At 39.5% G+C, this 22,403-nt stretch carries 25 protein-coding genes and 1 other annotated feature; of the genes, 8 read left to right on the top strand and 17 right to left on the bottom strand.

Translation table 11 applies throughout. The features are described from left to right. Positions 1-5 precede the first annotated feature (5 nt). The gene (gene yqeH / locus LF822_RS01460; RefSeq protein ID WP_253922185.1) at positions 6-1,106 is read right to left on the bottom strand and encodes a ribosome biogenesis GTPase YqeH; all 1,101 of its coding nucleotides are present in this window, start codon (positions 1,104-1,106) and stop codon (positions 6-8) included. Beyond that, the gene (locus tag LF822_RS01455) at positions 1,106-1,624 is read right to left on the bottom strand and encodes a YqeG family HAD IIIA-type phosphatase (protein WP_253922184.1); all 519 of its coding nucleotides are present in this window, start codon (positions 1,622-1,624) and stop codon (positions 1,106-1,108) included. Before LF822_RS01455 ends, yqeH begins: the two co-directional genes overlap by 1 nt. Before the next feature lie 333 nt (positions 1,625-1,957). Between LF822_RS01455 and sda the strand changes: the two genes are divergently transcribed. The 8 genes from sda (at position 1,958) to sigK (ending at position 8,506) form a co-directional block, all read left to right on the top strand. Continuing rightward, positions 1,958-2,110 (top strand): sporulation histidine kinase inhibitor Sda, encoded by a 153-nt coding sequence (gene sda / locus LF822_RS01450; protein WP_253922183.1) that lies wholly within the window; start codon positions 1,958-1,960, stop codon positions 2,108-2,110. 242 nt (positions 2,111-2,352) lie between these two features. Beyond that, positions 2,353-4,686, top strand: a complete 2,334-nt coding sequence (locus LF822_RS01445; RefSeq protein ID WP_253922182.1) for a Na+/H+ antiporter subunit A — start codon at positions 2,353-2,355, stop codon at positions 4,684-4,686. A gap of 3 nt (positions 4,687-4,689) precedes the next feature. Continuing rightward, on the top strand, positions 4,690-5,028 hold the full coding sequence (locus LF822_RS01440) for a Na(+)/H(+) antiporter subunit C (RefSeq protein ID WP_253922181.1): 339 nt from the start codon (positions 4,690-4,692) through the stop codon (positions 5,026-5,028). After that, positions 5,021-6,508, top strand: coding sequence for a Na+/H+ antiporter subunit D (locus tag LF822_RS01435; protein ID WP_253922180.1), 1,488 nt, complete (start codon positions 5,021-5,023; stop codon positions 6,506-6,508). The genes LF822_RS01440 and LF822_RS01435 overlap by 8 nt, the downstream gene beginning before the upstream one ends. Before the next feature lie 7 nt (positions 6,509-6,515). Beyond that, positions 6,516-6,992, top strand: a complete 477-nt coding sequence (locus LF822_RS01430; protein ID WP_253922179.1) for a Na+/H+ antiporter subunit E — start codon at positions 6,516-6,518, stop codon at positions 6,990-6,992. Next, positions 6,992-7,303, top strand: a complete 312-nt coding sequence (locus LF822_RS01425) for a monovalent cation/H+ antiporter complex subunit F (protein ID WP_253922178.1) — start codon at positions 6,992-6,994, stop codon at positions 7,301-7,303. Before LF822_RS01430 ends, LF822_RS01425 begins: the two co-directional genes overlap by 1 nt. Then, the gene (gene mnhG, locus LF822_RS01420) at positions 7,284-7,661 is read left to right on the top strand and encodes a monovalent cation/H(+) antiporter subunit G (protein WP_253922177.1); all 378 of its coding nucleotides are present in this window, start codon (positions 7,284-7,286) and stop codon (positions 7,659-7,661) included. The genes LF822_RS01425 and mnhG overlap by 20 nt, the downstream gene beginning before the upstream one ends. A 131-nt stretch (positions 7,662-7,792) precedes the next feature. After that, a complete protein-coding gene (gene sigK / locus LF822_RS01415; RefSeq protein WP_253922176.1) occupies positions 7,793-8,506 on the top strand; it encodes an RNA polymerase sporulation sigma factor SigK in 714 nt (237 codons plus the stop codon). A gap of 38 nt (positions 8,507-8,544) precedes the next feature. On the opposite strand, the gene LF822_RS01410 is transcribed toward sigK, so the two are convergent. The 15 genes from LF822_RS01410 to LF822_RS01340 all read right to left on the bottom strand — a co-directional run bounded on the left by LF822_RS01410 (position 8,545) and on the right by LF822_RS01340 (position 22,359). Continuing rightward, a complete protein-coding gene (locus LF822_RS01410) occupies positions 8,545-8,772 on the bottom strand; it encodes a YrhC family protein (protein ID WP_253922175.1) in 228 nt (75 codons plus the stop codon). A gap of 66 nt (positions 8,773-8,838) precedes the next feature. Further along, positions 8,839-9,531, bottom strand: coding sequence for a 5'-methylthioadenosine/S-adenosylhomocysteine nucleosidase (gene mtnN / locus LF822_RS01405; RefSeq protein ID WP_253922174.1), 693 nt, complete (start codon positions 9,529-9,531; stop codon positions 8,839-8,841). 34 nt (positions 9,532-9,565) lie between these two features. Further along, the gene (locus LF822_RS01400; RefSeq protein ID WP_253922173.1) at positions 9,566-10,288 is read right to left on the bottom strand and encodes a YrrS family protein; all 723 of its coding nucleotides are present in this window, start codon (positions 10,286-10,288) and stop codon (positions 9,566-9,568) included. Between the two features lie 111 nt (positions 10,289-10,399). Next, positions 10,400-10,882, bottom strand: coding sequence for a transcription elongation factor GreA (gene greA / locus LF822_RS01395; RefSeq protein ID WP_253922172.1), 483 nt, complete (start codon positions 10,880-10,882; stop codon positions 10,400-10,402). A 232-nt stretch (positions 10,883-11,114) separates the two neighbouring features. Then, positions 11,115-11,750 (bottom strand): uridine kinase, encoded by a 636-nt coding sequence (gene udk, locus LF822_RS01390; protein ID WP_253922171.1) that lies wholly within the window; start codon positions 11,748-11,750, stop codon positions 11,115-11,117. 33 nt (positions 11,751-11,783) lie between these two features. Beyond that, on the bottom strand, positions 11,784-12,413 hold the full coding sequence (locus LF822_RS01385) for an O-methyltransferase (protein WP_253922170.1): 630 nt from the start codon (positions 12,411-12,413) through the stop codon (positions 11,784-11,786). Positions 12,414-12,512: 99 nt separating this feature from the next. After that, positions 12,513-13,664, bottom strand: a complete 1,152-nt coding sequence (gene mltG / locus LF822_RS01380; protein WP_253922169.1) for an endolytic transglycosylase MltG — start codon at positions 13,662-13,664, stop codon at positions 12,513-12,515. 377 nt (positions 13,665-14,041) lie between these two features. Continuing rightward, positions 14,042-14,326, bottom strand: a complete 285-nt coding sequence (locus tag LF822_RS01375) for a DUF1292 domain-containing protein (RefSeq protein ID WP_101844373.1) — start codon at positions 14,324-14,326, stop codon at positions 14,042-14,044. A 12-nt stretch (positions 14,327-14,338) separates the two neighbouring features. Further along, the gene (gene ruvX, locus LF822_RS01370) at positions 14,339-14,755 is read right to left on the bottom strand and encodes a Holliday junction resolvase RuvX (protein WP_253922168.1); all 417 of its coding nucleotides are present in this window, start codon (positions 14,753-14,755) and stop codon (positions 14,339-14,341) included. Continuing rightward, the gene (locus tag LF822_RS01365) at positions 14,755-15,024 is read right to left on the bottom strand and encodes an IreB family regulatory phosphoprotein (protein ID WP_253922167.1); all 270 of its coding nucleotides are present in this window, start codon (positions 15,022-15,024) and stop codon (positions 14,755-14,757) included. The genes ruvX and LF822_RS01365 overlap by 1 nt, the downstream gene beginning before the upstream one ends. Positions 15,025-15,090: 66 nt before the next feature. After that, on the bottom strand, positions 15,091-17,727 hold the full coding sequence (gene alaS / locus LF822_RS01360) for an alanine--tRNA ligase (RefSeq protein ID WP_253922166.1): 2,637 nt from the start codon (positions 17,725-17,727) through the stop codon (positions 15,091-15,093). Between the two features lie 66 nt (positions 17,728-17,793). After that, positions 17,794-18,001, bottom strand: a binding site (T-box leader). Between the two features lie 47 nt (positions 18,002-18,048). After that, complete coding sequence (locus tag LF822_RS01355; protein WP_253922165.1) at positions 18,049-19,116, bottom strand: AI-2E family transporter; 1,068 nt, start codon at positions 19,114-19,116, stop codon at positions 18,049-18,051. Next, on the bottom strand, positions 19,116-19,292 hold the full coding sequence (locus tag LF822_RS01350) for a hypothetical protein (RefSeq protein WP_253922164.1): 177 nt from the start codon (positions 19,290-19,292) through the stop codon (positions 19,116-19,118). Before LF822_RS01350 ends, LF822_RS01355 begins: the two co-directional genes overlap by 1 nt. Positions 19,293-19,344: 52 nt before the next feature. After that, entirely contained in the window at positions 19,345-21,675 is a 2,331-nt protein-coding gene (gene recD2, locus LF822_RS01345) for an SF1B family DNA helicase RecD2 (protein WP_253922163.1), read from the bottom strand. Between the two features lie 21 nt (positions 21,676-21,696). Then, positions 21,697-22,359: a tetratricopeptide repeat protein gene (locus tag LF822_RS01340; RefSeq protein WP_253922162.1), complete on the bottom strand. Its 663-nt coding sequence runs from the start codon at positions 22,357-22,359 to the stop codon at positions 21,697-21,699. Positions 22,360-22,403: the final 44 nt, after the last annotated feature.

The raw sequence follows: 22,403 nt of genomic DNA, 5'->3' as shown, positions 1-22,403 counted from the left end.
ACCTCCTAAATTAACGATTCGCGAAGTGATACTTTGACCCCTTCAGGAGCATAAGCTGTCACAGTAATGCCACCCTGGGGTACAGTCACCCAACCCAGTCCGGAAAATACTAAATCTGTTTTGGCACGTGTAATCTTAAAGGTATGCGGTGCCAATGCAGGAAGTCTTTTCATTGTTTCCGAGTCCGGCGGTGCAAGCAATTCTCCCAAATGATCCCGATATAAATCATCTGCTTTTTCTAACTTTGTACGATGGATTTCCATTTCATTTGAAAGGTAACATATAAATGAGCTTCTTTCCCCTGAATTAAAGTCTAACCTGGCCAGACCTCCAAAGTACAAAGTTTGTCCTTCGTTCAATTGATAAACTTTAGGCTTCACTTCTTTTCTTGGAGTGATTTGCTTTAAATCGTGATCGGATACATAGTGAGCCATTTGATGACGGTGAATAACACCAGGCGTATCAAAAAGAGAAGTCTTGTCATCTAACGGAATATCAATAAACCCAAGTGTGGTACCCGGGAAATAAGAAGTAGTTATTACATCTGTGACACCTGAACTCTGGTGAATTAATTTATTAATAAAAGTTGATTTACCAACATTCGTCGTTCCTACTACATAAACATTCTGCTCTTTGCGGTGTTTCTCGATAGCTTGAGACAGGTCTTCCATACCCGACCCGTTTTGGGCTGAAATTAAGTGTACATCTTCCACCTTAAGACCGATTTCCTTTGCGGCAGAACGAAGCCATTGCTTTAGCTTATTTTCGTTAACCGACTTTGGAAGAACGTCCAATTTATTTCCTGCAAGAAGGATAGGGTTGTGCCCGGTTAACCTTTGCAGACCAGGAATAAAGCTTCCGCTTAAGTCGAAAATATCTACCAGCTGTACAATTAAGCCTTTACTCTTACTTATCTGATTTAACATATTTAAGAAATCATCGTCCTCAAATGGAACATCCTGAACTTCATTGTAATGCTTCAAACGAAAGCATCTCTTACATATTATATCCTCTCTTTCAAGAGCAGATTTCGGTGCATACCCTGCCCCTTCAGGATCTGAAGTTTGAATAACTGCTCCACACCCTTGACATTTTATTTCATCCATTAATTTTCCTCCCAGTTAATCTTCCCTTTACGTTTCATCCACTTTAAGATTCTACGTTCAATTTTCCTGTTGAACTTCGTGAAAAAACCATCTGTTTCTACAATGGGAACGACTAAAATTGTGTGTATTCCAGCTAAATTACCGCCAAGTACGTCAGTCATTATTTGATCGCCGACGACCACAAGCTCTTCTTTTTTTACATTCATTTCTTTTTGAGCCTTTTTAAAAGCTTTAGACAAAGGTTTCCTTGCACTATGAATAAATGTAGTATCCAGCGGTTCAGAGAAAAGTTTTACACGTTTTTCATTATTGTTTGAAGCAATAATAACTTGAATACCGTGTTTATGCATCCTTTGAAACCATTCTACTATTTCCTCTGTAGCATCCGGTGCGTCCCATGGCACAAGCGTGTTATCTAAATCTGTTATCACACCTTTAATACCTTTATCCTTTAAAACGAGAGGGCTGATATCGTGTATACTCTCGACATGTTCATTTGGTAAAAATTTTTTCAGCATTCAAATTACTCCACCCTTCACGACAAAATCTCCTTACCTATCATAAACAAAAATAGACATTGTTTCAAAATAATCCTGATTGTACCTTCAATATTCCAAAAATCGTTCGACAAATCGCGACAACTCCAGTGTGTGGATAACTTTATACACATATTCCACATAGAAAAGGTGTGGTACTTATAGGAATTTGACGAAGTATCATTTCCACTTATCTACAATTGGTTGTTGATAAAGGGGTTATTGTAGCCTGCAGCCTCCCGTGATAAGGTGAAATAGTAATAAAACTTCCAATTCCTAAATACTCAGGAGGTGGCTGCCATCCGGCAGAGGAAGATGAAACAATTATCCGATACCCTGTTAATACAATCTTACCACAAAGCCATTCAACTCAATCTATCCCGCGATTTTATAAAACAAATAGAATGCGAAATCATCGAAAGAAAATTATATCACCTATTAGATCGCTCGAACTTTCGTGTAGGTTAATTCCACTAAAAGGAAATCCTGCCTCCTGGACAAACGTCAATCTCTGAATTGACGTTTTTTTATTAAGTTTTTTTATGAGTTAAATAAGACGCATTTCTACATATTTATATATTTCGAAAAATTAGGCTACAATAATCTTGTTTCTAATAGTATTCAGTTGAATATTCGACTCATTTTTGATTACAATTGAGTGAACCTACTATTACATTTGAACTTATTTAGGCTGAGGGAGGAACAACCAGATGCTACTGGCTGTATTATTGCCTTTTATCATTGCAATTTTCATTCCATTATTAAGTCGATGGAAACACAATCTTCACACAGGATTTTTTGTCACAGCAGTGCCCGTTGTGATCTTTATTTATTTTATACGATTTATAGGACAAGGATTTGAACCTGTTGAAAGGGAATATTCCTGGATTCCATCACTTGATATGAATATACTTCTTTATCTTGATGGTTTGAGCTTGCTTTTCGTATTATTAATTAGTGGTATTGGCTCCCTAGTTGCTTTTTACTCGATCTATTATTTACATAAATCGGAGCAGCTGGGACATTTTTATGTTTACTTTTTACTATTTATGGGCTCCATGTTAGGTGTTGTTCTTTCAGATAATGTATTTGTATTATATACATTCTGGGAGTTCACATCTCTTTCCTCTTTCCTGCTTATCGGCTTTTGGAATCATAGAGAAGGATCTCGGTACGGCGCTTTAAAGTCAATGTTAATCACTGTGTTTGGGGGCTTGAGTTTACTTGGCGGACTCGTTTATTTGAGCGTGATCACAGGTACTTCGAGTATTCAGGAGATTATGAGTCAACGGGAATTAGTACTAAATCACGAATTTTTCCCACTTATTCTCGGACTTATCTTACTTGGTGCCTTTACTAAGTCTGCTCAATTCCCATTTCACATTTGGCTTCCGGATGCTATGGAAGCTCCGACACCCGTAAGTGCTTATTTACACTCCGCAACGATGGTAAAAGCCGGCATATTTTTAGTGGCCCGGTTTTTCCCCATGCTGTCAGTATCAGAGTGGTTTTTTATCATCGTTTCTACGGTAGGTATTTTTACGCTCTGCTGGGGGTCCTACATGGCAGTACGCCAGACAGATCTGAAGGCTATATTAGCCTTCTCCACTATAAGTCAACTCGGTATGATTATGGCTATGCTCGGTTTTGGAACGGAGCTGGCAATTTTCGCAGCTGCGTTTCACATTTTGAATCACGCCACATTTAAAGGCAGCTTGTTTATGGTTGCCGGAATCGTGGATCATGAAACTGGTTCGCGTGACATTAGACGACTGGGCGGACTTATGACATTTCTGCCGATTACAGCTACATTAGCTTTAGTAGCTTCTTTTTCCATGGCAGGTGTTCCACTTCCGTTCTTAAACGGTTTCTATAGTAAAGAATTATTCTTCCAATCTGTATACGAATTGGATTTATCCGTAACCGGTATAATTGCTTTTCTGCAGTCGATATTTCCTTATCTTGCTGTTTTCGGAAGTATATTTACGTTTGTATATTCTATGTATTTCTTCTTCGGCACTTTTAGAGGGCAGGGACGCATTGAAAAATTGCCAAAAAAACCGCATGAAGCTCCTATTGGCATGCTGGTCTCACCACTGCTGCTTGTGGTTGGTGTAATTGTTATAGGGTTAATTCCTGACCTGATTAATAAACCTTTTGTAGAACATGCAGCTTCTGCTATTGGTGGAGCAGATATATCAAAAGACATTTACTTCTGGCATGGGATTAAGCCGCCTTTTATCATGTCCATCACAGTCGTTGTGTTTGGAACAATTTTATTCTTGGTGCGTCCAAAGTGGGCTTCTGTATATAAAATAGTACCTGGCATATTAAGTTTAAATAAATTTTATGATGGCCTTGTCGCCCGGACAGAACGGTACTCTACTGTTATAACAGACGGTTATATGAATGGGTCATTGGGACGGTACATGCGTTTAATTCTAGTGGCTATTATGCTTGTTACGTTTAGTGTAATGATTTACACAGGAGGATTCACAGTTGATACCGGTAATCTGTCAGACATTAGAGTGCACGAACTGTTAATTGCTTTAGTTATGGTTATTGCTGCTTTTGGTACGATTGTCGCAAAAAACAGAATTGCAGCCATTCTCATATTAGGTGTAGTCGGATATGGGTTAGCAATGCTCTTCGTCGTATACAGGGCCCCCGACCTTGCCTTGACTCAATTAATTATTGAAACAGTTACTGTAGGATTATTTTTACTCGTGTTTTATCATTTGCCTAAGCTTAAGAAAACCAGTGAATCACCATTCACCAAAACTATGAATGTAATCATTTCTGCCGGCTTTGGCCTTCTTATGACGATGGTAGCTATCTCTGCTCACAGCTCAAAACTATTTGATTCTATGTCCAGTTACTTTGTTGATAATTCTTATGAATTGGGCGGCGGAGATAATATTGTAAACGTGATTCTAGTAGACTTTCGTGGATTAGATACACTATTTGAGATCGCTGTCCTTGGAATTGCAGCCATGGCGGTCTTCTCATTAATTCGATTACGCGAAAAGAAAAAGGAGGAGTAAAACATGGAAATTGTGATGTCCATACTTGCCGGTATTTTATTTATGACCGGCGTCTATAACCTCCTCCAGAAACAACTGCTCCGAATTGTTATAGGGACAGCCTTGATCTCACATGGGGCGCACTTGTTTATACTAACTATGGGAGAATTAAAAAGAGGAGCGCCTCCTATTCTGACGGATGGCATTGAACAATACACAGACCCGCTCCCTCAGGCTTTAATTCTTACATCAATAGTAATCAGCTTTGGCGTAACAAGCCTGCTGTTAGTGTTAGCTTACAGAGCTTCGAAATTAAATGGAACCGACAATATGGAGCAACTGAGGGGTAACGACTATGAGTAACTTATTAGCTTTAACAATTATTTGGCCGCTGATTGCCGGGATTATTGCGGCCTTTCTAAATAACAAGAAACGTGTAGTAAGACCGCTTGCTCAACTGTTTGCCGTTATAAGTTCAGCTTTAGCCATTTTAGTGCTCTATTTGGTTTCTGCCAATGGAACGATAGTGTTGGAAACAGGATCTTATGAAGCTCCTTTTGGCATAGTATTGGTCGGGGACCTATTATCAGTTACGCTGGTAGTAACTACGAATATAATAGCCACTGCCTGCGTATTTTATGCGCCTAAATCGTTAACAGAGAAGCAGGAATCCTTCTTTTTTTACAGCTTCTTCTTTATGCTTATTACAGGAGTCAGCGGCGCTTTTCTAACTGGTGATATATTTAACCTATTCGTATTCTTTGAGGTTCTCCTTATGGCTTCCTACGGACTAATTGTGTTAGGAAACGGGAAAGCTCAGTTAAGAGAATCCTTAAAATATGTATTGATCAACTTATTTTCATCTATGCTTTTTGTTACTACTGTAGCTTTTCTATATTCAGTTGTAGGCTCCGTAAACATGGCTCAAGTGGCTCAGCGGGTACAAGAAGTAGAACAGCAGGGAGTTCTTACAACAATTGCGATTTTATTTTTCTTTGTGTTCGCTACTAAAGCAGCCGTTTTTCCACTGTATTATTGGCTGCCGCGCCCTTATGTTGTGCCGAATCCGGTCGTTTCTGCTTTATTTGGAGCTTTACTTACAAAAGTAGGTATCTATTCTATCCTAAGAATCTTCACCCTTATTTTTGTTGGAGAGTTAGATTTAACACATACGATCTTTATTTACCTTGCTGCATTTACTATGATTTTTGGTGTCATCGGTGCATTATCAACTCACAATGTTAAACTGATTGTAGCGTACAATATTATCCCTGCAGTCGGATTTATGCTTATGGGCATCGGCATTTTTTCTGAGGTTTCCATAAGCGGCACCATTTATTACCTAATTAACGATATGATTATAAAGGCGGCTCTGTTTCTACTTGTAGGGGTAATTGCTTATGTAGCAGGAACATCAGACCTTCGTAAAATGAGTGGACTAATTCATCATTACCCTGCCCTGGGATGGTTAATGTTTATTTCCACTCTGGTTCTGGCAGGGATTCCGCCTTTCAGCGGATTTGTAGGTAAACTGCTCCTTATTCAGGGAGGGCTGGCTAACGAAGAAATTATGGTGGTTATTGCTTCACTCGTTTCCAGTCTTCTAATTCTGTTTTCCATGATAAGGATATTCGTTAGAGGTTTTTGGGGAGAGAAAACAAAATCCCCGCCACATCCTGAGCGAAGCAAGTCAGCAGGCAGAATGATTTGGCCTATTGCATTTCTTTTGTCTCTGACCGTCCTTTTAGGTGTTGGAGCTGAATGGTTTTATCCTCCTGTAGAATGGATGGGAGAATATTTAATGGACCCTCAAATGTATATCGATTCTGTTATAAAGGAGTAGACTATTCATGCCGTTTCAAATTTTGCTCAATATCATCATTGCAGTAATGTGGATGTTTTTAAGCGAAACCTATAACTTTACTACATTTGTTGTAGGCTATATTATTGGTGCTCTTATGCTCTTTGTTCTGCAGCGTTTTGTTCCTGGCACCTTTTATTTCAAGCGGGTGGTTGGTGTAGTTAAGTTAATACTGCTGTTTGCCAGAGAGCTCTTATTATCGAACCTGGATATAGTAAAATTAGCATACAAACCTAAATTGGACTTTCAACCTGGTATATTTGCCTTACCCATTGAATTAAAGTCAAACTGGGAGATTACTTTACTTGCTAATTTAATATCGTTAACACCTGGGACATTGTCTCTTGAAATTAGTGAAGATTATTCAAAGATATATATTCATGCTATGGATATTCCTGACGTAGAACAATCGATTAATGATATAAAAGATACTTTTGAAAAAGCAATCATGGAGGTGACACGATAATGGAGGAATTATTAAACTTTACTAAAACTTTGATTCATATTTCTTCAATCATAGCGATTATCGGTGTCTCTGTTTCCGTGATCATTTTACTATACCGAACGATGAGAGGACCTACCAACCCTGACCGGGCTGTTGCTCTGGATGTCATTGGAGTAAACATAATGGCGTTGACTGGGCTTATTGCCATATTACTGGTATCCACACAGTTCAACGATGTAATTCTTTTAATTGGTATATTGCTTTTCATTGGTACTGTCGCCTTGGCGAAATTCTTAGAAAAGGGTGTTATTATTGAACGGGACATGGATTAATATCATTCTTGATTTACTCATATGTATCTCCCTGCTGGCAGGCACCTTTTTTCTTATTTCCGGATCTATTGGTGTGTTACGGTTCCCTGATGTCTATACAAGACTCCACGCCGCTACCAAGAGTTCTACTTTAGGCGTAGCCGGCATCCTTATAGGAGCCTTTCTGTTTATGTATGTTGAGCACGATGTGATAAGCGGCAAACTTCTACTCGGCATTTTTTTCGTTCTGCTCACAGCTCCAGTCTCCGGTCATATGATTGGACGAGCTGCTTACCGGAGCGGCGTTGAATTATGGGACCATAGTATTCAGGACCAGTATAAAGAAGTCTTTGACCAGTCGAAGCACACAAATAAATAAAGGGATTTCCTCTAATCTGAAGCAGCCATTCACTGGCTGCTTTTTTTATGTACGTACAGGCACAGCTATGCTTTAACCCACATACACTTGTGATATAGGCAGATACCCAAATCCAGGGAGGTGTATGCAATTTGAGCAGCATATTAGCTTCAATTTTATACTTTTTTAAAGAAGCTTTATTTTTTGTGTCTTATGTAAAAAACCAAGCTTTCCCTAACCCTTTATCTAAGGAAGAAGAAGCAAAACAGCTGCAGCTTATGAAAGAAGGGAATAAAGAAGCCAGAGATAAACTCATCGAACATAATTTGCGTCTTGTAGCTCACATTGTAAAAAAATTTGAAAATACAAAGGAAGATTTCGAGGATTTAATTTCAATTGGAACTATAGGTTTAATAAAAGGAATAGAGAGCTACTCTACAGGGAAAGGGACTAAGCTCGCTACCTATGCAGCCAGGTGTATAGAAAACGAAATCCTGATGCATCTACGTTCCACTAAAAAGATGAATAAGGACATCTCTTTGCAAGATCCCATCGGTCATGATAAAGAAGGTAATGAATTGAATCTGCTCGATATTTTGCAAGCAGATGTCGTTGATATTGTTGAGGAAATTCAGCTTCACATGGAAATAGAGCAGATTAAAAAATATATTTCCGTCCTTGATGAACGTGAGAAAGAGGTTATAGTATTTCGATACGGCTTAAATGACGAAGACGAGAAAACTCAGCGTGAAATTGCCAAGGAATTAGGCATTTCCAGAAGCTATGTGTCACGTATCGAGAAACGAGCATTAATGAAGATTTTCCACGAGTTTTACAAGCAGAGTAAATACGGAAATTCCTCCTGAACACAGCAAAGCCACTGCAATGATATGCAGTGGCTATTTCATTCTTCTCTTAATTTTTGCTGCCAGTGTTTAATCTTATTTATAAAAATAGCTGAAGTTCCAAGTAAAACTGCTATGACTGCAAATAAATAATAATACGCATTGGTTTGATATTCATAAAGGCTGATAATGACCCCTATATATAAATAACTGCTTAGGATGAGTAAAGTCATTGTGAAGCGTCGATAGTCTCTTAACTTGTTCTCTAAATGTTTAGTAGAATCCATCAAGCCACCTCCTGTACGCTAACGATTGTAACATATCTATCGAAACGAACAGGATGGTAATTTCTACTATTTAATTTCTTTTAGTATCGTTAGAATCATAGCTGCTGCATTATTAGCCGCTTTAGGCAGGAATTGGTCAAAAGAAACAGAGGATTCCTTTCCAGCAATATCAGAAAGCGCACGAATCACCACAAAAGGAGTTTCATACTTATAGCAGACCTGAGCTATGGCTGCTGCTTCCATTTCAGCTGCGATCATTTCCGGAAATTTGCCTCGTACAAAGCTGACTCTGCTTTCTTCCTGCATAAAAGAATCTCCCGTAGCAATAATACCTTTTTTAGCCTTCGCATCCGTTGACTTGACAGCTTTCATTGCAAGATTTATCAATTCATCGTCTGCTGGATACATGGCCGGCAGGCCGGGTACCTGTCCGTACTCATATTTAAAAGCCGTAACGTCCACATCGTGATGTGTAACTAAAGAAGAAATGACAAGGTCTCCTACTTCCAGTTCCTTTGCAAAGCCTCCAGCCGAGCCTGTATTAATAACACGTTCTATAGTAAAGCGTTCATGCATGATCGTAGCTGCTATGGCAGCATTTACTTTACCAATCCCGGATTTTAATAATACTACCGAATGAGCACATAACTCTCCTTCAATGAAGATATTATCTGCGACGTGATGAACCTCTCTTACTTTCATGTTACTTTTTAATAGTTCAATTTCTTCGTCCATTGCTCCTATAATTCCAATAGCCATCCTGCATGTTCTCCTTCCGAAACCTTACTTCCCATCATTCATACGGATTACCGTTTAATTCTTCCACCTGTAACGGACGGTAGCCTTCTCCATCCACCCATTCAATCAGCACCCGGTAAACAGGATCCTGGGATTGATTGGAAATCACAGCATGAACTTGACCATCACCTGCGTTCTCTACACGCCATTCAATAATGTCGCCCGAGTTTAACCCAGTGGCCATTGTGGCAGCAGAAATGATCTCCTCCCAGTCTTGCGATCCTTGATTAAATGAAGTAGTGTGGTCACCTGAAGTGTCCTGTTCTGTAGCTACAGGCTCCCAGTCTTCAGTAATTACACGGTCTACGTTTTCGTCTGAACTTTCTTCTACTTGACGATCATTATCCTCTTCCTCTGAAGATTCCTCTTCATCCTTTGAGTTTTCTTCATCTTCTGAATCTTCTTCACTTTCTTCGTCTTCTGAGTTGTCTTCATCTTCTGAGCTTTCTTCGTCTTCATTTTCTTTTACTTCCAGATCTTTGTCACTTTCTTCTTCCCCGGAATTCTCTTCTTCGTTTTTATTGTTTTCTTCTTCATTAGCAGACTCGGTCGCGGTTTCGTCTGACTCTGGACCAGTCCCCCCAGTAAAAGTAAACAACCCTATATATACCATAACCAGTAAAACTGCTGCTGCAGCCAGTATGGTCATTAATTTTTTTGTTCGATTTCTTTTTTCAAACCGATTCGATCTTGATGATAATTTTTGATCGTTTTTCATTGCTGAAACCTCCTCTATGAAATTCATTATAGTTCATTCGACTCTCAGTTCCAACCTTAGTCCGTTCTAAGAAAAAATCAAAGAGAAAGACAGGGGGTTAATCCCCTGTCCTTATTGTGTCGTTACTGTAATGATTTTAACGTTAATTTCTCCACCCGGTGTAGCAACCGTTACTTTATCTCCTACTTCATGACCAATTAGACTTTGAGCCATTGGAGAATCATTTGATATTTTACCTTCAAATGGATCAGCTTCTGCACTACCTACAATTGTATAGGTTTCTTCATCACCATCAGGCAGTTCTTGAAAAGTAACCGATTTCCCCATAGACACGCGGTCTGGGTTATCATTATCACTTTCAATAATAACTGCATTACGTAGCATATTTTCCACGCTCTGAATCCGCGATTCTACAAAGGCCTGCTCATCCTTCGCAGCATCATATTCAGAGTTCTCAGAAAGATCCCCAAAACCGCGTGCGATTTTAATACGTTCGACGACTTCTTTACGACGTTCATTTTTTAAATATTCAAGTTCCTCTTCTAATTTAACTTTTCCTTCTTCAGTCATGTAAAAGCTTTTTTCTTGGGCCATGCCAACACGCTCCTTCTATCCGACAATGTTAAAAAATACGCGTTCAGAAAGATTTAAGCTTCTGAACGGTCAACCATCCGGGGTTCTCCCCGGAATGTACACTTATTATCAATAATTTGCACATAGCCAGTACAAATGTGAATTAATATAATGTATACGATAGTTAGGTTATCTAGAACTTCTAAACAAAACTATGCCAGATTTATTAAAACTTTTCAACTATTTTCTCTGCTTATTTTTTGTCCTTCTGTTGTAATACTGTTTGGATCTTAGTAGCCATAAGATCAATGGCCACGTGATTTTGTCCGCCTTCAGGTATGATAATGTCTGCATATCGCTTAGTTGGTTCAACAAATTGCAAATGCATGGGGCGCACAACATTAATATATTGATCAATTACGGAATCAAGGGTACGCCCGCGCTCATTAATATCCCGCATCATTCTGCGGATAATTCTTACGTCGGCGTCTGTATCTACAAATACTTTGATATCCATTAAATCACGTAACCGCTCATCCTCCAGTACTAATATTCCTTCTAATATAATAACCTCTTTTGGGTCTACTTCAATTGTTTCCTCTGAGCGGGTGTGAATCTTATAGTCATAAACGGGTTTGTCCACAGACTTTTCATCAATTAATTGTTCTAAGTGTTCAATTAATAAATCGTTATCGAAAGCCAGAGGGTGATCATAGTTTGTCTTCAACCTTTCTTCTAAAGGAAGATGGCTTTGATCTTTATAATAGTAATCCTGCTCGACCATTAATATTGTTTTATCAGTGAAGCGCTGAATAATTGAACGCGTTACACTCGTTTTCCCGGAACCTGTACCTCCGGCCACTCCTATTACAACAGGTTTGTCAGTCATAAATCATGGTTCCCCTTTCACCCTTACTTATATTTATGCTTTTACTGTAATCGCTACGCCATCGCCCACCGGCACAATAGTCGTATGATAATCACTGTTTCCCGTCAGTGTCTCATTAAACCTTCTCACTTTTGCCGCTATTTTTTGTACACGGCCAGATGAATCTTCCGGGTTTGCAACAGCGCCCTTAAATAACACGTTGTCTGAAATTATCATTCCTTCACTGGTTAAAAGAGGGGCATAGAATTGAAAAAACTCTGCGTATTTTCCTTTAGCCGCATCAATGAATATAAGGTCATAATAACCATAATTCATCACTTGCTCTTTAACCTCTAAAGCATCTCCATGAATGATTGTAATCTTCTCTTGTTTCCCAAAAAACTGGACATTCTTTTCTGCCACCTTGAACCTGTCTGTATCTCTTTCAAGCGTTACTATTTCCGTTGACGGCTGAGCTTCAAGCATTCTTAATGCTGAATAGCCGATGGCAGTACCGATTTCAAGAATTCGGCGGGGCTTATGAATTCGAATCAGCTGCATGAGAAAATTCATTCCTAGAGGATCCATAATCGGTACTTTATTTTCTTTCGCATAATCTTCTAATTCTTTAATTTCTTTAGAAACAGGGGGCAGTAAAGAATGCAAATAAGCTTCACTATCCATATAATACTGTCTCCTTTCAACCTAAACATGGCTTTACAACCATATTATTTTAACATAAAAAAAAGAAGGAATGCGAGTAGTTCCCCGCATTCCTTAAAATTATTCCGGTTCATCTTCCGGCAGCTGCTCTTCATCCCCAGTATTAATGTGTTCTTCTCTTAACTCATTATGTTCCTCTAACGTTTCAGCGTAGAAAATTTCACCATCGCTGTTGGCTAGGAAATAAAGATAATCAGATTCAGTCGGATTTATAGTAGCTTCCAATGAATTAGCATTGAAACTTGAGATCGGACCAACAGGAAGACCTTCTTCTTGATACGTATTATAAGGAGAGTCTACTTCTAAATCTTCATATAATACACGGTCCTTATGCTCCCCAAGTGCATAGAGAACAGTTGGGTCTGTTTGCAGTCTCATATTTTCATCTAAACGGTTGTAGAAAACACCAGCAATTTCTTTTCGGCTTTCCTCATTTGGTGCTTCATTCTCGATAAGAGAAGCCATTGTTATTACTTCATGAACAGACATATCCATTTCTTCGAGTTCTTCACTTCGTTCATTAACTGCAGCGTCGGTTCTTGAAACCATCTCTTCAATAATTTGTTCTACTGAAGGATCCTCTACAAAATAATCATAAGTCGTAGCGTAAAGATACCCTTCGAGAGGATAACGAATATCTTCATCAAGCACTTCGTCACTTAGTAAAGAGGGATAGTCTTCAATTAATTCATTAACATATTCTTCATCGTTAGCTGTTTCCATAAATTCTTCTTCTGAGAAATCAAATTTTTCAGCATAGACTTCAGCAATTTGTTCTAAATTTCGTCCTTCTGGAATGGTTACTCTCACAGCAGGCTCTTTTACAATTTTGCCTGTTTTTAAAGATTCAATGATTTCATCTAGAGTCATTGAGGCTGTGAAGCTGTAGTTACCAGCCTGAAATCCTGTTTCATTTTTAAATTTCGTGTAGAACCTAAAGATAATTTCGTTCTTTATTACGTCGTTTTCTTTAAGAATGCTCGCTATTTGTGAGGTAGATGAACCAATTGGAACTTCTACATTAATTTGTGATTCATCGTCTTGATCTACAGGCTGTAATGACGACTTTATATATAAATAACCTGAAATTAGTACGATGATAAGTACAACGGCTAGAACCGCTAATACGATAGCGACAATTTTACGGACTGTAGTTGCTTCTTCACTTCGGTTATGCAATCGTTCTTTGTAGCTTTTCTTAAAATCTGACAACCATGCTCCTCCTTCCACCCGGTTCATTATACTATAAATTATTAGCTTTTTTCTACGAATTTAGACAGATTCCCCTTATATCAATGTAAATATTCCCTCATATGACATCCGTTTAATATTTGATGTAATTATAGTCTTCAAGGACGAAATCAGGCGGGAATGTATCGTTTATTCCAAATAAAGGTAAGGGGTGCGGATATATAGGTTTTATTATGAGCTTATTCAGACGCAGCAGTGCTGAGAGAAGATTTCCTGTTCAACAGCAGAGAGGAGTACAACCGGGGAGTTCAGAATGTTGAAAAATGAAGGGCAAAGTCAAATCACTAGAAGAAAATATCCATAAATAAGGCTGTCGAGAAACTCGACAGCCTTATTTATTAAGTTAAATCTTCTTCGGTCAAAGTGTTTAGCATTTCCTCAACCATTTCCCACTCTTCATCAGACTCAATTTGATAAAGAGCAAGGTCATCCTCTTCATTCCCTTTTTCTTCATATCTAAAGGCAAAGACTTCGACTTCATCGCCTTCTTTTTGTTCGGCTGGAACTACAGCTATATATGACTGTTCTGTTTGTTCCACATCAAACGTAAATAACACCTCAAATAAATGCTCTTCCCCATTTTCGTCGGGAATGATAATTCGTTCTTCTTTTTCTAATGCCATTGTACTGCCTCCTTATTGTTTTGCATCCAAATAGCTTTGCAGGATAATCACCGCAGCCATCTTATCAATGACTTTCTTTCGCTTATCCCTGCTCACATCAGCGTCCAGTAGAACACGCTCAGCAGCCATGGTAGTGAGACGTTCGTCCCAGTATTGCACATTTACTTTAAATTCCTTCTCAAGCCACTTTCCAAACCTTTGGCTTGCCTCTCCTCTTGGGCCTATCGTTCCGTTCATGTTTCTTGGAAGCCCTACTACCGCTTCGCTGACTTCATTCTCATTAATAATTTGGCGCAGAGGCTCTCTCGCTGTCGTATAGTTGTTCTCATCCCATTTCAGGGTAGTCAGCCCTTGCGCTGTCCACCCTAATGCATCTGAGACAGCAAGGCCTATCGTTTTTTCCCCCACGTCCAGTCCTAGTTTCTTCATTAAATGTCCTCTTTATTATTTTCCAGATAAAATTTAACTAGCTCTTCAATCAGCTCGTCTCTCTCCATCTTACGGATTAAGTTACGTGCATCGTTATGCCGCGGAATATAAGCCGGATCCCCTGACAGCAGATACCCAACAATCTGATTAATTGGATTGTAGCCTTTCTCCTGCAGGGAATTATGCACAGAAAGCAGCAGTGATCTTACATCTTCGTCAAAAGGTTCCTCTGAAAAATTAAAACGCATGGTTTTGTCCATTGAACTCATCTTTTGTCACCTCGCCCGGATTAGTCTTTGTTCTATTATATACTTAATTTGAACAGTTTGTAAAAACTAGTCATTCTGCTTAACGTATTCTTTAGCGTAATTAAGAGCATCAGTGATCTTAGATGAATCCTTACCACCGGCTTGAGCCATATCAGGGCGGCCTCCACCACCTCCTCCACATATTGAAGCAGCTTCTTTAATTAAGTGACCGGCGTGATAGCCTTTATCGATTAAATCATTAGTAACTCCCGCAATGAGCTGAACTTTTCCGCCATTAGCCGCAGCCAGTAAAAGTATTCCCGAATCCAGCTGCTGCTTTAAGTCATCCATCATTGACCTTAAAGCATTCATATCTTTAACTTCTACTTGTTTGGCCAGCACATTTACTCCATCCACTTCTTCAATTTCGTTTAAAATGGAGGAAGCTTCCATGTTCGAAAGCTTAGCGGAAAGAGAATCGTTTTCACGCTGAAGGTCTTTCATATCTTTGTAAAGAGCCTGCACTCTCTCAGGCACTTGTTCCGGCCGTGTTTTCAACAACACGCCAGTTTCTTTAAGAACCGCTTCCTTCTGACTTGTATATTCATAGGCTCCTTTGCCGGTAACAGCTTCAATTCTTCTTGTTCCTGCCCCAATTCCCGCTTCACTAACTAGTTTAAACATGCCAATTTCAGCTGTGTTTGAAACGTGACAGCCTCCACAGAGTTCCAGGCTGTAGTCCCCAATTTGCACGACACGGACCTGAGATCCATATTTTTCTCCAAAGAGTGCCATGGCTCCTTTTTCTTTAGCTTCATCCAGACTGTTATATTCAATGCCTACAGGAATGGACGACCAAATTTTTTCATTTACTATTCTTTCAATTTTATTTATATCTTCATCAGTCAGTGAGCTAAAGTGAGAAAAGTCAAATCGCAAACGATCAGGTGCTACAAGTGATCCTGCCTGATTCACATGATCTCCAAGAACATCTTTCAGGGCTTGATGAAGCAGGTGGGTGGCTGTATGGTTTTTTACTATATAAGAGCGCGTTTCCCTGTTTACAGCGGCATGAACTTTGTCCCCCTTGTGTATAGTTCCTTCTTTTACGACAGCTTCGTGCATATTCTGCCCGTTAGGTGCGGTCTGCACATTGGTAACCTCTAAAGTTACACTTTCGTTCTCGACGATTCCTTTATCGGAAATTTGTCCGCCACTCTCAGCATAGAACGGTGTCTGATCAAGGAAGAAATATACTGTCTCACCAGGAGCAGCAGAATCACTAAATTCATTGTCATTAATTAACTCTGCCACACAGCTGTCAGCAGCTAAACGATCATACCCGATGAATTTGCTATCTACGTGAACATCACCCAAAACACCGGATTGGATTTGCATACTATCTGATTTCTGACGTGCACTTCTTGCCCGTTCACGCTGTTTGGACATCTCTTCCTGAAAGCCTTCTTCATCAATCGTAAAACCGGCTTCTGATACATATTCATCTGTTAATTCTTTTGGAAAACCAAACGTATCATATAAACGGAAAACTTCTTTACCAGGGAAAACATTGCTTCCCTTTTCTGTTTCCTGCTTCATAATATTAGATAAAATCGCAAGACCTTCGTTTAAAGTTTCATGGAAGCGTTCCTCTTCAGTTTTTATGACGTTTTGAATAAATTCTTGCTTCCTGCCAATTTCAGGGTAAAAATCCTCCATAATTTCTGCTACTTCCGGGACAAGCTTATACATAAAAGGCTCATCTATTCCCAGTTGTTTAGCAAAGCGGACTGCGCGCCGGAGAAGTCGTCTTAATACATATCCTCTTCCTTCATTGGATGGCAGTGCACCGTCACTGACGGCGAAACTTACTGTTCGCATATGGTCGGCAATGACTTTAAAAGCTGAATCCTGTTCCATACTTTCCTCATACGTTCTTCCTGAGATCGATTCTGTGGCTTTAATAATAGGCAGAAACAAGTCGGTTTCAAAGTTTGTCGGTGTATCCTGAATCACACACACCATTCGCTCAAGCCCCAAACCTGTATCAATGTTTTTCTTTGGAAGCGGGGTATAGGTATCATCGGGATTATGGTTGAATTGAGAGAAGACTAAGTTCCATATCTCTAAATAACGTTCATTCTCTCCCCCTGGATAGAGCTCAGGATCCTGCGGGTCATTTCCATACTTTTCTCCACGATCATAGAAGATTTCTGTATTTGGCCCGCTTGGTCCTTCACCAATGTCCCAGAAGTTCTCTTCAAGACGAATAATTCGCTCTTCAGGCACACCAATTTTGTCTTTCCAAATGGAGAAGGCCTCATCATCCTCAGGATGAACGGTAACGGATAGTTTTTCTTCCTCAAACCCAATCCACTTAGGATTCGTCAGAAACTCCCATCCCCATTCAATCGCTTCTTCTTTAAAATAATCACCGATTGAAAAATTTCCAAGCATCTCAAAAAATGTATGGTGCCTGGCAGTAAAACCAACATTCTCAATGTCGTTAGTACGAATTGATTTTTGGGCGTTTACGATTCTGGGGTTTTCAGGAATAACCCGTCCATCAAAATATTTTTTTAATGTAGCAACTCCGCTGTTAATCCATAATAAAGAAGGGTCCTCATGGGGCACTAGTGACGCACTCGGCTCCACACCATGTCCTTTCTCTTTGAAAAAATCTAAAAACATCTGTCTTACATCTGCTGAAGTTAATGATTTCATGTTTATTGACCTCCTATTTAATATTAATATTTCATTATGAACACAAAAAACCCGCCCCTGCACTATGGCAGGGACGGGATTATATTCCGCGGTACCACCCTGATTATAGACATACTGTCTATCACCTCTAACGCTTGTAACGGTACGTGAAACCGGCGGACGTTAACCGCACTCGGGAATAGCTTTCAACAATGCTCGATGACTCTCTTTCAGCCTTAGGAGAAGTCTCTCTGTAATCCGCTTATTGTTTACTCAGTTCCGTCTTCGTATTAATTCAGCGTTCATATAGTTATAGATAGCGTCATTATAGATAATATGAGATTATCTGTCAACGTTCAGCCTGGCCTGATAAAATTCTTCCAAAATTACTTTAAGACAAGTTAGTACAGGAACCGCCAGTACCATTCCAGCTATACCAGCCAATTCACCGCCTGCCAGTAAAGCAAAGATAATCAATAAAGGGTGTGTGTGAATGCTTTTGCCCATGATGTAGGGGGATAGCAGATTGCCTTCAATCATCTGGATAATTACTATTGCGGCAACAGTAATTATTAACGCTTTGACTGAAAGAGTGACGGCCACAATTAGAGCAGGAACAGCGCCTATTAGTGGGCCGAAGTAAGGAATTATATTAGTTATGCCGGCGATCACTCCAAGCACCAAAGGATAAGGCAGACCTGCCGCCCAGAAACCTAGAGTAGCCAGTACCCCTACGAACAAACTGATTAACAGCTGTCCCCTGATATAACCGCCCAGTGACTGATTTAATTTTTTTGTAAGGTGGACAGCTTCCCTTTTCCATTTACGTGGTATGAGACAGAGCATCGCATTCATAATGTAGTGATGATCTTTTAAAAAATAAAATGTCATAACAGGGATCACGGCAATTAGGATAATAACGTTAAACAAGCCGCTCATTCCTGTTATAATGCTCATTAACCGTGCATCCATCCATGCTTCCAGTTTAGCGAAGCTTTCCTCCAAACGATCATGAATACCATCAGGAAACCGTTCAGTTTGTTCATACATTTCTTTTGTCCACCGCTCATAAGCTTCGATTAAGTGCGGCAGTTGTTCATTTAACAGTTTAATCTGCTGTACCAAGTGGGGATAGCCTTTATATACTCCATATCCAATCAGCAAAAAAAAGGCAAGAAATATGAGTAAAATAGAGAGGATTCGACTTAAACCCAACTCCTCTAAATTGTGCACCAGCGGATGGAGAAGCATGGCCAGAACTATAGATAAAACAAACGGCAGAAAAATTCTTCCAATCAACAGTACGACATGGTCGTAATGAGGAAACAGCCATGCTAGAAACAGCAGCATTAATAAAATTACGAAAAAGATGGATAAACGTATTCCCCATTTGATTAAGCGTTTATTCATTATGAACCTGATTGGTAAAAGATATCATTTAATGAACTTAAGCTTCCATCTTCTTCAATTTGATTAATATTAATTTTACCTTTGTCTACCGAAAGCTCCAAACAACAATTCCAGCAATAATAATGGTCATTTCCTATACGGCCAAGGTTTTTACTATTACAGTTTGGACATTTCATAAGTCAGACTCCTTTTTTTGCTAGTCTGTCCTCATAAATGCCAATTTATACCTTACATAAAGTCATAAGGTGATAGTTCTGCCTCTTCTTCCTCTTCCGGGATGTCAGGTATTTCCTCCCCCTGAAGCTTCTCTGCAAGCGCAGTGAATCTCAGATTCGTATCCGTTGTCTTAACACCTTCAAGAAAAGCCTGCTCATCCCCGCATATTATTAATGAGTGCTTCGACCTCGTTATCGCCGTATATAATAGATTCTTTCTCAGCATTCTTCGAAACCCTCTTACGACAGGAAGAATGACCACTGAAAACTCACTACCTTGAGATTTATGGATTGAGGTACAATAAGCATGCATAATATTATTTAAGTCTTTCTTAGGGTAGACAACCTCTTTTCCATCGTACTCCACTACAACCTGTTCTACCTGATCGATATTCTCTTCTGCCCTGAAAATTGCGGCGATCTCTCCAATATCCCCATTAAAAACGTTATCTTCAGGCTGATTCACAAGCTGAATAACTTTATCGCCCTTTCGAAACGTCGTCTCTTTAAAGGTCAGGTCTCTTTTTTGTCTGCTTTTAGGATTAATTACATTCTGCAGCTCTTCATTCAGTTTGTGTATTCCGACATCTGTACGGTACATAGGCGCTAAAACTTGTACTTCGCGAAGATCAATTCCTTTATCTACAGCCTTCTTGACAATATTAGTAACTAATCCTTTAACCTGCTGATCCCCCGCTTTTATAAAATTAAAATCTTTATCTTTGTGAAGCGAGCCGGCATGGCACTGATTATTTTTAATCTCATGAGCAAGCTGTATGATTCTTGAACCTTCCTTCTGTCTGTACACCTCTTTTAATTGAGTAGAGGGAATAAATTCAGATTTTAATAAGTCTGTGAGTACCTGGCCGGGACCAACAGAAGGCAGCTGATCTTCATCTCCCACAATTAGAACCTGCATGTCAGAAGGAATAGCACGGAACAGCTGGTTGGCCAGCCAAATATCCACCATAGAAAACTCATCAATAATGAGCAGCTTTCCCTCCAATTGATTATTGTGATTTTTATCAAAACTTTGATGCCCATCCCAGCCAAGGAGTCTATGAATCGTACTCGATGGCAGCCCTGTCGATTCCGTCATTCGTTTGGCAGCTCTCCCTGTTGGAGCTGCTAATACGAAGGAAAAAGGCTCTCCCTGATCATAATCACCCGGGTCAGCTGATAAGTCATTAAGCTTAGCATAAGCCTGAATGATCCCTTTAATGACAGTTGTTTTTCCCGTTCCGGGACCTCCCGTTAAAATCATAACTTGAGAGTGGAGAGCTTTTTCAATAGCATTAAACTGGTCTTCACCATAGCTCATGCTTTCCTGCTCTTCCACGTCACCTATAATCTTCAATAGATCAGCCTGGGTATAACCTACCTCTATTTCACTTTCAGTTAATCGCTCTAATTGGTGACAAAATCCATTTTCTGCATGATAAAGAGAAGGAAGATAAACTCGTTCTTCCTCTATAAAAACATACCGGGCCTCTGCGAGTTCAATCATTTGTTTAGAGAGCTCATCAAAGGAAATTCCCTGGTTTGAACCGTTATTTAATAATTGATCTACTTGAAGCAGGCAATCTTTAGTGGGCAGATAAACATGTCCTGTGGATAAGCTTTGCTGCAATACATAAAGGCAGGCCGCTCTTATTCGAGTAGGGTGGTTCTCAGGCAGCTCTTGAACCACAGCTATCTCATCGGCCCGATGAAAACCGAACCCATCAACATTAAACACGAGCTGATAAGGATCCTCTTCGATAATAGATAAAGTCTGATCCTTAAATGCTTCATATATTTTTTGTGAAAGCTTCAAACCGAATCCATATTTATTAAGTTGAATCATTACATGCTCAAAGCCCTGATGCTCCTTAAGAGAATCGATCAGCTGCTGCTTCTTTTCTTTAGAAAGTTTTGGTATTTGATCTAATGCCTCAGGATTCTGCAAAATCCTGGATATCGCCTGCTCTCCTAGTTGATCCACAATCCGCTCTGCTGTTTTCTTTCCTATTCCGTGAAACAAATCGCTCGATAAATAGACGATCAGTCCATCCTTTGTTTCTGGCATAATCCGCTGATAGTATTCTACTTGATACTGTTTTCCGAACTTCTTATGCTCCTGGAATTCCCCTTGGAAGTAATAGGTTTCTCCATCCTCTAAAGGAGCAAAATGTCCCTTGATGACTAAGCTTTTTTCCGAAAAATCTTCATTTGTCTCGGTGACATTTATAGAAGCAATGGAAAAGTGCTCCCCTTCATTATGAAAGATCATCCGGTTTAGTTCCCCTTTAACATACCGGGGTTCCTCTTTAATTGTGTCAGAAAAAAGCGTTCGTTCATCCATTTTCACGCTGCTCCTTTGCTTTTATTCACCGTTTAAAGCTTGCTCAATTTGAGCTTTGCCATGAGCAGCCAGCATGTGCTCATCATTACATTCCAAAGCTTTATTAAAATAATCAAGAGCTGTGGATGCATCTTCTTTATGAAGAGCCACTACTCCAAGGTTGTAATACGCATCACTATGATTTTCCTCTAATTGTAGCACAGTGTTCATCACTTCTTCAGCACCTTCTACCTGACCATTCTGTGCTAAACAAAGCCCATATTGAAACTGAATATCTACATCATCCGGTTCCAGCTCAGATGCACGCAGCAAATAAGGGAGAGCCAGTTTGACATATTCCTGATGAATAAACGTCATCCCTAACATAAAGTATGCGTCAGCTTCATCCAGGCCTTTTTCAATAGCAAGTAAAAATTGGCTTTGGGCTTTTGTATAATTTTCTTGTTCGTAATATACATTCCCAAGTCCATAGTAAGCAGTTGCCGCCTTATCATCTAACTCGATGGCTTTACTAAAAAATCGTTCCGCCCGGTTGAATTCATTTAGATGTATCAGCAGGTTACCAAAGTTAATATATCCTACCGGTTCGTTTGGGTTTTCTTCAATTGCTTCAGTAAAAAGCTTCGTAGCTTCTTCAAACTCCTGCTTTTGCATATGACTGATTGCCTTCTCAAGTTTATCCATTATACTCCTCCTACTTAAAACAGCCATGCCCATCACAAACTGGA

The sequence above is a fragment of the Halobacillus sp. A5 genome (genome assembly GCF_024189315.1).
Taxonomy (GTDB): Bacteria; Bacillota; Bacilli; order Bacillales; family Halobacillaceae; genus Halobacillus_A.
Note: the sequence above shows the minus strand (reverse complement) of the source record. Positions and strands in the feature narration are given on the sequence as shown.